Genomic DNA, 14,226 nt, shown 5'->3' with positions numbered 1-14,226 from the left:
CCCTATTTTGCCTTATTTTAATGTAATGGTGACTGACTTATTCGTAGCCTCCAATAGGTAAAGGTCACCCGTTAAATGCGTAACCTTACCATTTTTTACCTTCTTAACCTCGTTTTGATTTAAACGAACCATAAGGTAAGCATGATCATGAAAATTCTCAAGATCAATTTTTAGGGCGTCTTTGGTATATTTTTGAGAAACTTTCAAAATACCGTAACGCTGAACAGCACCTGCTAATTCTGAACCTGTAAGATTTCTAAGCGAAGGTGACATATTGTGGACCCAACTAACTTCCTTGTCCAAAGCCTTATACATCTTTGCCCAACCCAATTCTGCACCACGATCGACATCAAGAACATCATCAGGGTGAAGGAAGTGGTTATTAACATAGTGCATATTTATTTCAGAAAAGACCGTCATCTGTGAGAAATCATCCCAAACCGCACCAGAAACAGTACGTGGCTCTTCAATCATTCCATCAGGCGACACTTCAAACTCTTGCGAATAAGTGAAATCCCCTGGGAAATAGTTACTCGAGATAGCCTTGATTTCTGGGAAATCATTAACGATTACCTCTCGTCCTTCTTTCGAAAGAATATTTGATGGTGGAACGTAGACTGATTTTTGCGCTTTAGGAAAGAGTTGGTTGACAAAACGAATCAACTCAGACAGACTAGCCTTCATAGCAGTCTTATCCTTCCAAGTCTTGTAGCTCGCATACTTTTCACCATAATTAACAGATGAAGGACTCAAAGGTTGGTGATTATAACCATGATAACCAAGCTCACCACCATTAGCCAAAAGCGAATTTCCAAAATATTTGAAACGATCTAAATCATTTTGTTGAACAATTTTACCATCTGTCTGGGCCTCATAGTTTTCAATGACCACACCTGTATGAACGATACCATACTTTTCGTGCAATTTAAGAAGGTCTGGCCACCAAACATTGGTATAAAATTCAGACACAGACATGTCGTAATCACGTTTAACGAAACGACCATCTCCAGCTGGAACAGGTGATGGGAAATCATCTATATAATAGGTAGAGCCATTGATTACCGGATAAACTGTCGCTTCAGTCAAAAGGCTATAAGAAGCGGCATAAATACCACGGACATTACGCTCATAGATTCCAAGGTTATCAACGACAAACTTCCCTTTTCCATAAGCCTTTTCCCAAATCAAAGGTGTATGTGATTCATCAGTGGTTTTCGCATAAACTTTAGCATCTTCTTCAAGAGAGACTTTTCGAGCTGACTCAAAGGGTTCTTCAATGGTGTAATTACGTCCCCCCCCAATCATGAAATCAGGATTCACATAGATTTCCTTAACTTCATCCATCTCATAGTTTGAATAACTTACACCCAGGTTATGGTCAATAGAATCAAGATTACTCTCTTTGCCCATGGTCACAGCAAAAAGTGTTTGTCCACCTTTTTCAGTCCAATCCATAAGTGGCTGAACCTGGTCTTCCATGCGAGAAAGGTCCGTTACAAGAACGACTACTTTTTTATAATCTGAAAGCGAATAGGACTCATGCTTAGCGACATCGACCAACTTGGCTCCCATACGCATATCTTTTAGAATTTGATCAAACTGTTTCCAAGCTCTTTGGCTCGTATCGTTTTCACTATCATAAAGAACCAGTGTGTCCTTGTCTAAATGTTTAACCACTGATGCCGTCGATGGCACCTTACCAGTCAGATAGGCTTCCTTATCATTAGTGGAATACCATTCTCCTAGTTTTTGGACAAAAAGTCCCAAGGCCAGACATAAAATAATGCCAACTCCCAACAAAGTTTCTTTACGAATACCCTTTTGTTTACCTAATTTCATGCCATCACCTCTTTTCCTTGCCAGAAGTTCAAGAGGTCTTGCTTGTCCTTAGATAACACAACTTGTTTCCCTTGCATTTCACGAATCATCTTCTTAAATTCAGCAAATTGACCCGTTTGATAATAATATTCTAAATACAAATAATAAACATCATCAGCATTGGATTTGATAGAAAGCTGTGTCAGATGTTTCTGTGCCAAGTCATAAAATCCAAGTGTCAATTCATTATGGATAACTCTAACTAAGTCTTTAGCAGTCGTTCCATGACTAAGCTTCTGTAAGAGGCGCTCCTCATACTCTTTGCGAAGTAATCCTTCCATCTGTTTACTAAGAAGCCCCTTAGAAAGGTAGTCTTCCATAAAGTCACAATACTCACTTAAAAGATCTAAGTCAGGTGTTCCCTCTTCGAAACGTTTCTCCAAGATGCTCAACTTCTCATCATATTGACTTGAAATTTCAGAAATAAAGGTAGTTGCATAATGGACAATTTCACTGTCCTCATTTAAACGAGCCAAATAGAGCAAATCCATAAAATGAGATGGGTCGTCATTAGCCAATCCCATCAATTGTTGACGAGCCTCCTTAGCTTTATTCAAATAAAGAGATTCTTCGAGAGGTACGATGTCTTCTTCAGCCAATTTCTTAGGACGTTGAAAAATATCGATATTTCCAAAATCAATCGTTAAGTCTTTAACCTTACTCTCAGAAGCTTCTTGGCCGCGACGGTGTCTACCAGGATTTGGCTTGGAAATCATGTGGATTAAACCCGCACCAAAGAAAGGCAAAGCAATAGGAAAGATCAAGTAAAAAATAGACAAATCTGTTTTAGCACTTCTAACAATTCTATAAACAAACGCTATAGATAGGAGGTAACAAACAGTCAAGCTACTAGTAAAAAGGACTGGAATCATTGTGCAACCCTCCCTTCATGTCTAGCTTCTTCAATAAATTCTGCCTTTTCAATAAATGAATGACTCATTTTTGCAAGGACCTCAAGCTCGTTTAGAACCTTGGTAGACATGACTTCAAATGGAACAGTCTCCACCCAGATAATAAAGGTCGCTCCAGCAATGGTCTTAATTTCCATGGCATAAGCTGGGCGATTTTCAAGCAAGGATTTATTTGCCCACACACGTCCTTGTCTAAAAGCATCGCTGATTTCTTTAAAATCTGTCAATGTCACTTGCTTCTTATCGTTATCTCCTAAAAGAAGCTCATAATGGATGGACCCACCTCCATAAAGTGATACAGGAGATTTCAAAATATCAGAAACTAAATCAAGCGTCTTTCTAAGCACTTGCTCAGCACTATCATGATCCAAACTAACAAAGTAAAAATAGGCTTTACCAAGACCGTCTTGACTTGCCAATAAAGTATTTTTAAGATCTTTATTCTCATGGAGCAATGTGTCATAGGATTGATTAAGAATAAGATAATCTTCCTTAACGGTTTCCAACTGTTTATCCAGTTGGAGCTTGTCATCTTTTTTCTTCATTTCGACAAAACCACATACTACAGCGATGAAGATATAAGCAATAAAGGCAACCCAACGGTCAGTATTATAGAGAAGAAGTTGCCAACTAGTTCCCGACAAAATTTGACTGACTGTTAAACCGATAATCGCTAATACTGCTGAGAACAAGCCATAACCCATACCTAAAACCGTACTAATCAAGACAACAAAGAGCAAGCGCAAGTCAATTAGTTGAAATTGTAACTGACCCTGAGTCATATATCTAAAAGCTTCAAAAACTAAGAAAGTAGCAACAACACCGGCTAACTTCTTGTTCCTCTTTTGCTTAACGATATTATCTACGATATTGCGAAACTTAGAAACACGCAGAGACCCTTTTCGCTGTTTTTGATAGTCTTCGTAAATATCTGGCAAGTCACGCACCAAGGCATAACGCATAAACCAAGCGAATCGATCACGCAAATCATGGTGCTTTTCAGGATCGTTATCATATTTCCTAATTCTTCTTTCCTCTAAGAAATGAACCTGCTTGTTATGGAAATATTTATCCAAAGCTTGCAAGAGCTCACCAAAAGTCAGTTGGAAAGGATCTGGAATAATAATACTTTCATAGGTGTCATTCCATCGCTCACATAATTTGTGAAGCAAATCTCCCAAGTCAGATAGACTAATAAAAGTCGCCTGACTTTGTGACGACTCCTTCAACTCCACCTGCTCATGATCATCTAAACGTACAAACAGTTTATAAAGATAATCTTCTTTATTAATAACTGAATAAAGAAAGGGACTGTGTAGAACTTTAAGGTTGACCCCAAATTCTCTAGTCCAGGATAATAAGGTATCCTTTGTTGTCGTCTGTAAACTTCTTTTCCCATCCTCAAGGATAGGACCTGTGATATAAAGTAATCGTTTGTTTTTTCTATCTTTAAAACACTCTAACAATCTGATGAGATTTTCAATCTCCCCTGAACTTTCATGTCCGTAATTGAGATATTCCGAAAGATAGATGATTTGATCATAATCATGAAAATCAAAAACGTCTTCTAATTGGTTGTTCTCATAATACTTGGTATAAACGGTGATTTTATTCTTACGAGAGTTCTTTACACCTGTATGACCAAAAATAAAAACCGCTTGATTAGGAAACGTTTTCAAAATGAAATCGTCTGTTAATCCAGCAGTATTACCAAGTATCAAAATATTCATAAACTTCTCCCCACTTTTAAGAGTGTCCCCTTAACTACACTCTCTACCCATTCTAATCATTAGTCTCAAGTATTTCCCAATACTCTTAAGACCACAATGTAATGCCTTTCTTAAGAAAGCTCTTTGAAAGCTATGTCTTCCTCCCCAATGAGTGATAACCTAACTCTCATCAGAATCTCTTTTGAAGATTCTTAAAGATTTCAAAAAATATAAGAAAAAACAAGATTATTCTAAATAAACATTAAGTAAAATTAATATTATTAAAAATAGATTAAATTGACTGATTAAATATCTTGTTATGTTGATTAGCTTCCCCAAGAAATCACAAACTAACCAGATTACCTTAGATTATCTAACACCTGTTAGACCTTATTTAAAGGTATTTTTTCTTACTCTATCAATCTAAAATGACTCTAGTTTCATATTTACATCGTCTCTCTTATTATAGCAATTTATTCTTATTTTTCAACTCCTTTCAAAGTTTTTCACCTAAAGAATTTATTTTTTGCTAGTAGTTTTTACCCTTTAATCACTCAATCCATCAGGTTTACATATGTCTGAAGTCAGAAAATTCATATTATTCATTTTCAAAACAAAAAACAGAATTCAAAAAAATTAAATTCTGTTGCTTTGATATTATTAAATTGAAAGTTATATTAAATATTTTTAAGCTTCTACAGCTGCTTTGAGGGCATCTACCTTATCCAATTTTTCCCATGGAAGATCGACATCTGTACGTCCCATGTGACCATAAGCCGCTGTTTGACGGTAGATAGGACGTTTAAGATCAAGCATTTGAATGATACCAGCTGGGCGCAAGTCAAAGAGATCACGGACAGCAGCTTCAAGTTTGCTTTCAGCAACTGTTGCCGTTCCGAATGTATCAACACGGACAGAAACTGGGTTAGCAACACCAATAGCATAAGCCAATTGCACTTCTGCTTTCTTAGCAAGACCTGCAGCTACGATGTTTTTAGCAATATAGCGAGCGGCATATGAAGCTGAACGGTCAACCTTAGTGGCATCCTTACCTGAGAAGGCACCACCACCGTGTCTTGAGTAACCACCATAAGTATCAACAATAATCTTACGACCAGTCAAACCAGAGTCCCCTTGAGGTCCTCCAATAACAAAACGACCTGTTGGGTTGATAAAGAATTTTGTCTCGTCATCCAAGTATTCGGCTGGAATAACTGCTTTAATGACTTTTTCAATGACGTCTTGACGAATTTGATCGTTAGTTGCTTCAGGATCGTGTTGCGTTGAGATAACGACTGTATCAACACGTACCGGTTGGTCATTTTCATCATACTCAACGGTAACCTGAGATTTAGCATCTGGACGAAGGTAGGAAATCTCACCTGATTTACGCAAATCCGCCAATTTTTTAACCAATTTATGCGAAAGGCTAACTGGAAGTGGCATAAATTCAGGAGTTTCATCAATAGCGAAACCAAACATAAGACCTTGGTCACCGGCTCCAATAAGATCTAGTGGATCTTGGTCACCAGTTCCACGAACCTCAAGTGCTTCATTGACACCCTGAGCAATATCTGGAGATTGTTCGATCAATGATGGGTGAACCCCAACAGATTCTGCTGCAAAGCCGTATTCTGCATTGTTATAACCAATTTCAGCGATAGTATCACGAACCACACGGTTAATGTCCACATAAGCTGTTGTAGAAACCTCACCGAAAACATGGACAGAACCAGTGTAAACAGCTGTTTCTGCTGCTACATGGGCGTCTGGATCTTCTGCTAAAATCGCATCAAGAATGGCATCTGAAATTTGGTCTGCAATTTTATCTGGATGTCCCTCAGATACTGATTCAGACGTGAAAAGTTTACGTTCTGACATATAAAATGTCCCCCTTTTAATATGAAAAATAGTATTAGATAGAACAGATTTGACCGTCTCCTAATAGGTAAAACGCTATACTCCTAATAGAGTTAGACGCCGTTAAAAAGTTACAAAGAACCAACAGCCAACTCTAGGATGACCGTTGCCTTATCGGGACTTAATAACTACTGTCCATTATATCATGTTTTTTCAGTCTAGTCATATAGTTATTTATTATCAAGCCTTATCAATAATTTATAGTGAGCATTTTACCATCTTTTGTATTATACTTAGGATATGAAAACTTATGAACACGTTTATGAAATCTTATCGAAGAGTCCTGATTTTGTGACGGGAGAGAGCTTGGCTAAAAGCCTTGGTGTCTCACGGACAGCCATTTGGAAGGCAATTCAAACACTTCAAGAACAAGGAATTGATATTACGAGTGTCCGCAAGAAAGGCTACTATTTAGAAAAGGGAGATATTCTTCTTCCTCAAGACATTTCTAAACAACTTAACATTCCAGTCTACTTTAATCCAGATTCTAACTCTACCCAACTTGATGCTAAACATGGCATGGAAAAGAATAATCCGACGCCCGCACTTTATCTGGCATCAAGTCAAAAATCGGCTAAAGGACGGTTCGATCGTCACTTCTTTGCCAGTTCACAAGGTGGTATCTACATGAGTATCCACTTAAAGCCAAACTGTCATTTTGCCGACCTACCACCTTATACCATGATGGTGGCAGCAGCTATTGTTAAAGCTATTCAGCGTCTAACCGGCATCAATACAGAAATCAAATGGGTTAATGACATCTACCTCAACAACAAAAAAATGGCTGGTATCCTTACCGAAGCCATTAGTTCTATCGAATCTGGTCGCATCACAGATGTCATTATCGGGGTTGGGCTTAACTTCTCAATCAGTGATTTTCCTAAAGAGTTAGCCAATAAAGCTACTAGCCTTTTTACTTCTGAAAAACCAAGCATCACACGAAACCAGCTTATTTCAGAAATTTGGAAGCTCTTTTTAACCATTCCAACTAGTGATTTGGTTAAAGTCTATAAAGAAAGGTCCCTCGTTTTAGACAAACAAGTGACCTTTGAACAAGCTGGAAAGACTTATACTGGTGTTGCTAAAGAAATTGGCGACAAGGGCCAACTTCTCCTTCTTACTGATGATGGTCAGGAAAAATGGCTGAGTGCTGGTGAAGTGAGCCTTACTTCTTGGTAGACTTGTCGGCTGCACGCGCAATTCGTGAAACAACATAGGTTGTCCAAAAACGACGAAACAATAAATAACCAAAAAAGGCTGTAAAAAAGTAATAGCCGTGCTGTAAACTGTAATTAAAACAAACCGTTTCAAAAATAGTTTCAAGCGTAATAAACAAAATTTGTTGAATCATAAGATTATTATATCAATAGATAGAGCCTAGGACAAGCAGTCTAGGCTCTTTTCATTTTTACAAGGATAAACCTTCCAAATATCAGCTTCAGCAATCAAACAAATAATACTGGGTTGCCTCTCTATCTAATTACTAGACTTAGACCTAAAAAGGTCCACTGGAATGTACTAACCCCAAAGTTAGGGTTTTTCTGTCTAACTTTTGGGGTGCAAAGTATAGTTTGTCCATTTACGGTCATTTTTCCTTCGGTAAATCTTCTACCTTAACAAAGTCAATGCGTCGGCTATCAAAGTCTTTTTGGTTAAAAATGGGGTGGATATATAATCCCACTTCAGCTAATTCGTCTCCGTAATAGCATTGCTCTGTTTGTTGGCAATAGTAGAGACTGCTTGCTTCTAAGCCCTTAACTTTTAAAATTTGTAGAGGTGGAGCCGCATGACTAAGGACCGTTGTATAAATCACCATAGCCTGATTTTTGTCTTGTGATACCAACTGCCAAGCACAAGCATTGGTCTCAAAAGGACTAGTCAATCGTGTAAAGGTTCCATACTGAAGGAGCTGACGATTCTTCTTATAGAAGGCAACTTGGTCTTTAATGATTGCTTTTTCTTTTGAACTTAACTGTCTTGGATCTAATTCATATCCAAAGGCTCCTGTCATGGCAATATTAAAGCGAGTCTCCATGCTGGTTATACGCACATTTTGATGATTAGGTACAGCAGACACATGGGCGCCCATGCTGGAAACTGGATATGCCAAGCTAGTACCGTATTGAATTTTTAGGCGGGCAATAGCATCGCTATTGTCACTAGTCCAAATTTGCGGCATGTAGTGGAGTATGCCCATATCAAAACGGCCACCGCCACCAGAACAGCCCTCAAAGAGGATATGAGGAAAGACTCTTAGTAAATGCTCGAAAATCCGGTAAAGATTTAATACATATCGATGAGCTACCTCGCCATGATTGCTAATATTTCCAGTCGCATAAATGTCACTGAGATAACGGTTCATATCCCACTTGACATAGGAAATATCCACTGTCCTTAAAATCGTTGACAAGGTTTCAATCACATAATCGGTGACGTCATCACGACTAAGGTTTAGGACAAATTGGGAACGACTGGTCGCAGCCTCATACCCTGGATGATGAAGGTACCAATCAGGGTGAGCTTCAAAAAGTTGACTAGACCGTGAAATCATTTCAGGTTCGAACCACAAACCAAAGTCTAAATTCTTACTCTTAGCATAGGTAGCTAGGGCCTGCAAGCCACCCTGTAGCTTGTCCTCGTTGACAAACCAATCTCCTAAAGAAGTTTGGTCGTCTTCTCGCTGTCCAAACCAGCCATCATCAAGGACAAAGAGCTCCATCCCCAGTTGACTGGCCTCATCCATCAAGCCTTTGATGCTATCTGTATCAAAATCAAAATATGTGGCTTCCCAGTTATTGATAAGAATAGGACGTTCCTTATCCTTCCATGTTCCTCGTGTCAAATGCTTATGTACTACTGTACGGAAAATCTGGGACATCCTGTTAAGGCCTTGGTCTGAATAAACCATTACAACTTCAGGAGTGGTAAAAGACTCTCCTGCAGGCAAATGCCAAGCAAAGTCATAACCATTAATTCCCATAGTCAAGCGGACTTGCTGGTATTGGTCTACTTCGAGTGTTTCTTCGTGATTACCTGAGTAGACTAAGGCAAAACCATAGGCCTGCCCCTGATTCTCAGTCGTATCATTCTTAACCAAGGCAACAAAGGGATTTTCCTGATGGCTACTTGTTCCACGCTTACTGTCAAAGGTATGTATCCCTCGAACGAGAGGGTCCCTCTGCAATTGACGTTCATTACCCCAAGCACCTGGTAGATGGATAGATTCCCATTTGTCCGCTGGAAAATCCAGACTAAGACTAGAAATTTTGTGAATAACCACCTCATCCCTGCTCTCCTTGACCACGATATGACTACGGGTAATAACAGATAGCTTATCAAAAATACTGTAACGTAGGTGGAGAGCTAGCTGGCGATACTTATCTTTAAGGCAGATGTCCAAAGTCTCAACAAGATTTTCCTCTGAAGCAAAGGTCGCAGGAAGCCCTCTCAAGTCAGGCTTGCCTTTATAAATTTCGTAAGAATCATAGCGAAAATCAGTTTGATGAGAGCCATCCGCCCCTGCTATATCAAGGCTTGGTACCCGAAAATCACCACCACCAAAACTACTGATTTCCTGTAAAAGGGTATCTCTAGAGTAGACACGTTTCTTGTCCTCCTCAAAGTTAAAGGAGAAAGAGCGCTCAAAGCGGGGGTAGTGACGCCCACCGTGATAACCTGAAACAGCCTTACCATAATAAAGTTGGGCTAAAAGTCCCTTTTCCTCCACACCAATAATATAGGAAACCTGACCGTTGGTCAGATGAAAAATCTTCTTATCGGCATCAAAATAAATCATATCAACTCCTAAATCGTCAACTCATAGATTGTCATGTCGAGTTCAGCATCTGCCCCTTCAATCACTGTATAGACCTGCTCATCTCCTGGGAAGATACGGCTTGAAGCTACTTCCTGCCCACCATTTACAAAAATCTCTAGGGATGAGCGATCCAGATAAATATCCAAATCAAGTTGCTGACCCAAATCCTCCAAAAGCACGCGCTGATTGCCATACTCCTCTGCTAGAGGAGCACCTGCCTGGCTACGGTCTAAAATAATCTCTTTTCTATCGTAATCTAAGATCAATTTGGTTCCCAAACGACCATCTTGACTGGCTGCAAGTTTAATCACCACTTGCCCTCTTTCTTCCGCCTTGGTCACTGAAAACTGAAGATTAGTTTTAAAACCAGTCATGAATACCTTGCCCTCTGAAGCATTAATATTTTCAGACAATATTTCTTTACGATAATTGTCCAATTCCGGCAAAGGTTTTTGAATCAACTTGTCTCCATCTAAGAAAAGCTCACGTGGCATCGTCAAGCAACCACAATAAGCATAGTCTTCTGTTGGGTAGTTAATTTCTGGTAGCCCCATCCAAGAAAAGAGAATTGTACGACCGTCAGCCTGCATGACCTGGGCTGCATAAAAATCAAAGCCTCGATCAAGCTCCACAAAATTTTTCTGATCGGTCAGCTGCAAATTTTCCTTATCTATGTGATTCCCCACCACATAACCCGTCTGATAGATATTGTGGTAATTATTGCCCTCTGGTGCTAGTCCTTGAGGGGAAAAGAGGAGAATCCCCTTATCGTCCATTTCAAAATAGTTAGGACACTCCCACATATAACCAAAATCCTGGTAAGGAGTCCCCACTTCACCTAGAATAGACCAGTCAAAGCCATTAAGCGAGTGCATGACCAGACTTGTACCAGTATTGTCTTGACGTTGGGCACCAATAACTGCATAATAATGACCATCTTTCTTCCATAGTTTTGGATCCCGGAAATGATCCGTGTAACCTTCTGGGTAACCGATAATAGCTGGTGGTGTCACCTTAGAGAGATGACCTGCCTTATCCATGAGCGCCACAACTTGATAAGGGATTCGCTCGTTATTGGCATCACGAGTATTACCAGTATAAAAGATACGCATAACATCGCCGTCAGCGATGGCTGATCCTGAGTAAGCTCCATGGGTTTCATAGATAGTATCTGTCTGCAAGCCCACTCCTGCGTCTTCCCAAGTAATCATGTCATATGACACCAAATGATACCAGCCTTGAAACCAGCTATCCTCGCTATAAGTGAGAGGGCTCCATTGATGAAAGAGATGATATTTCCCATCAAAGAAACAAACACCATTAGGATCGTTAACATAGCCCATGTCCCCTTCCACATGGAAGCTTTGACGATAAGGCGACACTGCTACACAATCAGCCAATGATGCTGTTAATTGAGAAGGAATATCACGGTATTGATGATATTTCTTCATGTGATATTAATCCTTTTCTTTCCAGAATTTTGCAAAGACGACTGTTAAAACAGCACCTGTAACAATGGCAATCAAGTGAGCAATAATGTAGTTAAGATGGCCATGATTTGCCCCATCTACGATAGTGAAACCAGGAATAGCTGTCGCACCAAAACCAACTGCGGTCAACTTAGACAGGTAAACATAACCACTTGCAATAGCGCCTGCGATACAGCCAGCAATCAATGGGTAACGGTATTTGACAGTCACACCAAAGAGAGCAGGCTCAGAAATCCCGAATAGAGTTGAAGTGAAAGCTGAAACGGCCATTGATCGTTTGTTATTGTCCTTGTGATTAAGGAAGAGATACCCCAGTACTGCACCACCTTGCCCCATCATGGCAACAGATAAGAGCGGATTGAGGAAATCACGACCTGTATCTTGCAGCAACTGAGTCTCGATAGCCCCGAAGGTATGGTGAAGACCCGTAATAACGATAATTTGTTGGATTCCACCAAAAATCATATAACCAAAGATACCCAAGTGTTCAACCATCCACAATAAACCTTCTGTCAATCCAAATCCCATAGAACGACCAACTGGACCAATAATGGTAAAGAGCAAGAATGACGAGATCAAAATGGTCAACATAGGAGATAAGACAAACTTAAGCATATCAGGCAAAATTTTGTTAAATTTCTTATCTAGGAAGGCAACGATGTAACCAATTAGAAGGGCAATGATAATCCCGCCTTGGAAGCCAACTAGCTCAACATTGAAGCCAAAGACATTAGCAATTTCTGCTTGAGCTGTTCCACCTGCTACTGCATAGGCATCTGACAAGTTTGGGTGAATCATAACAGCTCCAATAGCCAAACCAAGGGAAGCACGCCCTCCAAAACGTTTGGTCGCTGAGTAAGCTACAATCATTGGTAAGAGCGCAAAAATTCCTGATGAAGCAATGCTGACAATACGATTGAAACCAGCTAGGCCAGGAATATGCTCAACGATGGACTTGGCCCCAAAGAGGTCCTTGGTCGTTAAGAGTGATGACAATCCCATAAGAAGCGCTGCAGCCAAGATACATGGCATAATTTCAATAAAGACATCTGACAAGGCCTTCATAAAACGCTGCAAAGGATTCTGGTGATCCTGACTAGACTCATCATCAATCTTACTATCACTATTAATACCAATATAGCTTGAAAATTCGTCATAGATATTATTGACCAGACCAGCGCCAAAGATCATCTGCAACTGATCACCCGCTACGAAAACCCCCTTAACTAGACGGATATTTTCCAAGCCTTCCATGTCAGCTTTTTTATTATCCTTTAGGACCAAACGCAAGCGAGTGGCACAATGTGTCACGTGAGAAATATTGTCACGCCCACCAACTAATTTTTCAATTTGTTCACTGATGTCTTGATATTGAGCCATCTGAACAACCTCCTTGTTTGTTTTACTTAATTATAGTTTACTCTTTCAATTAGTTAAAATAAATGGTAAAATGTAGACAAGATCAGTCGATTTGTAGGAAGATTTTATGAATTTTTTATTTAACAATACCAATACCAATCCCTATCTAAGTGTGTATACAGTTGGTTATGAAGAAACCCAACCCTCCCACAGTTATGGCCCTGCCGTTCGAAGTGGTTATATGTTGCATTATATCTACAAGGGCAGAGGTACCTTTACCTGTCAAGGCAAGATTTACAACCTAAAGGCAGGAGACTTTTTCTTTATCTCACCACAAGCTACTATCCAATATCAGGCCCACGAAACAGATCCCTGGGCCTACTACTGGTTTGGCTTTCGTGGAGATTTAGCCCAACACTACCTCAAAGATACCGCCATTTCTAGCAACAATCCTGTCTTTTCTGATAATGACCCCATCAAGAGTCTCATGAACAAGCTAATTGAAATTTCTCTAATTTCTGAAAATAATGACATCATGCTCAATGCTTGTCTTTTGGAGATCCTCAACCAACTCAATTTAGACTTTCCTTCCCAAAACAAAAAGGTGACCCAAGCTACCCACAACCTCATCGTTGCCAAAGCTATTAGCTTTATGACCAATAACTACGAAACCAATATCCGTATAACTGACATCGCCAATCACCTTGCTATCGACCGCACCTATCTCCATCGCCTCTTTGTACAGGAAATCGGGCAAGCTCCCAAAACCTTCCTCACCAATATTCGCCTTCGTAAAGCCAAAGAACTCCTCAGAAGTACCAAACTCCCCATCAAAAATATCGCCTATTCAATCGGTTTTGAAGATAGCGGTAATTTTTCCAAACTTTTCAAGCACGAATTTGGCATGAGTCCTGGGGATTTTAGGAAAAAGTTGACTTAATATATACTGACCCCAAAAAGTTAGACAAATAATTTAAGCAAAGGATTTAGTTCTGTATTGTACAGGACTGAGTCCTTTTCTACCATTTGTCAAGCATGTCAAGGCATTTGATAAAAAATAGATCGAATTCCATAGTCAAACTAAGGAATTTGTCTATTTTTGAACTAAGGTTCAGTGTAAAAAGTGTACGCAAAAACAACGC

10 protein-coding genes are annotated in these 14,226 nt (G+C 39.6%); 2 read left to right on the top strand and 8 right to left on the bottom strand.

Features of this window, described 5'->3' with window-relative positions; genetic code table 11:
- Nucleotides 1-12 precede the first annotated feature (12 nt).
- The 4 genes from ACYVQ1_RS02290 to metK form a co-directional block, all read right to left on the bottom strand.
- Nucleotides 13-1,839 carry a DUF2194 domain-containing protein gene (locus ACYVQ1_RS02290; protein WP_461249686.1) on the bottom strand — a complete coding sequence of 609 codons (1,827 nt, stop codon included), beginning with the start codon at nucleotides 1,837-1,839 and terminating at the stop codon, nucleotides 13-15.
- Nucleotides 1,836-2,750 carry a hypothetical protein gene (locus ACYVQ1_RS02285; RefSeq protein ID WP_461249685.1) on the bottom strand — a complete coding sequence of 305 codons (915 nt, stop codon included), beginning with the start codon at nucleotides 2,748-2,750 and terminating at the stop codon, nucleotides 1,836-1,838. Before ACYVQ1_RS02285 ends, ACYVQ1_RS02290 begins: the two co-directional genes overlap by 4 nt.
- Complete coding sequence (locus ACYVQ1_RS02280) at nucleotides 2,747-4,519, bottom strand: hypothetical protein (protein ID WP_461249684.1); 1,773 nt, start codon at nucleotides 4,517-4,519, stop codon at nucleotides 2,747-2,749. The genes ACYVQ1_RS02285 and ACYVQ1_RS02280 overlap by 4 nt, the downstream gene beginning before the upstream one ends.
- A 666-nt stretch (nucleotides 4,520-5,185) precedes the next feature.
- Nucleotides 5,186-6,379 (bottom strand): methionine adenosyltransferase, encoded by a 1,194-nt coding sequence (gene metK / locus ACYVQ1_RS02275; RefSeq protein WP_045772072.1) that lies wholly within the window; start codon nucleotides 6,377-6,379, stop codon nucleotides 5,186-5,188.
- 279 nt (nucleotides 6,380-6,658) lie between these two features.
- Between metK and birA the strand changes: the two genes are divergently transcribed.
- Nucleotides 6,659-7,597, top strand: a complete 939-nt coding sequence (gene birA / locus ACYVQ1_RS02270; RefSeq protein WP_461249683.1) for a bifunctional biotin--[acetyl-CoA-carboxylase] ligase/biotin operon repressor BirA — start codon at nucleotides 6,659-6,661, stop codon at nucleotides 7,595-7,597.
- Here the strand turns inward: birA and ACYVQ1_RS02265 are convergent.
- The 4 genes from ACYVQ1_RS02265 to ACYVQ1_RS02250 form a co-directional block, all read right to left on the bottom strand.
- Nucleotides 7,584-7,769: a DUF3272 family protein gene (locus ACYVQ1_RS02265; protein ID WP_461249682.1), complete on the bottom strand. Its 186-nt coding sequence runs from the start codon at nucleotides 7,767-7,769 to the stop codon at nucleotides 7,584-7,586. The two genes, birA and ACYVQ1_RS02265, sit on opposite strands and share 14 nt — an antisense overlap.
- Nucleotides 7,770-8,003: 234 nt before the next feature.
- Nucleotides 8,004-10,214, bottom strand: a complete 2,211-nt coding sequence (locus ACYVQ1_RS02260) for an alpha-galactosidase (RefSeq protein ID WP_461249681.1) — start codon at nucleotides 10,212-10,214, stop codon at nucleotides 8,004-8,006.
- 8 nt (nucleotides 10,215-10,222) lie between these two features.
- Nucleotides 10,223-11,686, bottom strand: a complete 1,464-nt coding sequence (locus ACYVQ1_RS02255) for a glycoside hydrolase family 32 protein (protein WP_461249680.1) — start codon at nucleotides 11,684-11,686, stop codon at nucleotides 10,223-10,225.
- Nucleotides 11,687-11,692: 6 nt separating this feature from the next.
- Nucleotides 11,693-13,105 carry a PTS transporter subunit EIIC gene (locus ACYVQ1_RS02250; RefSeq protein ID WP_461249679.1) on the bottom strand — a complete coding sequence of 471 codons (1,413 nt, stop codon included), beginning with the start codon at nucleotides 13,103-13,105 and terminating at the stop codon, nucleotides 11,693-11,695.
- 106 nt (nucleotides 13,106-13,211) lie between these two features.
- On the opposite strand from ACYVQ1_RS02250, the gene ACYVQ1_RS02245 reads away from it, so the two are divergent.
- Complete coding sequence (locus ACYVQ1_RS02245) at nucleotides 13,212-14,024, top strand: AraC family ligand binding domain-containing protein (RefSeq protein ID WP_461249678.1); 813 nt, start codon at nucleotides 13,212-13,214, stop codon at nucleotides 14,022-14,024.
- Nucleotides 14,025-14,226 lie beyond the last annotated feature (202 nt).

It is taken from the genome of Streptococcus parasalivarius, assembly GCF_054785155.1.
The sequence above is the reverse complement of the archived record's forward strand: the minus strand, read 5'-3'. Positions and strand labels throughout refer to the sequence as shown.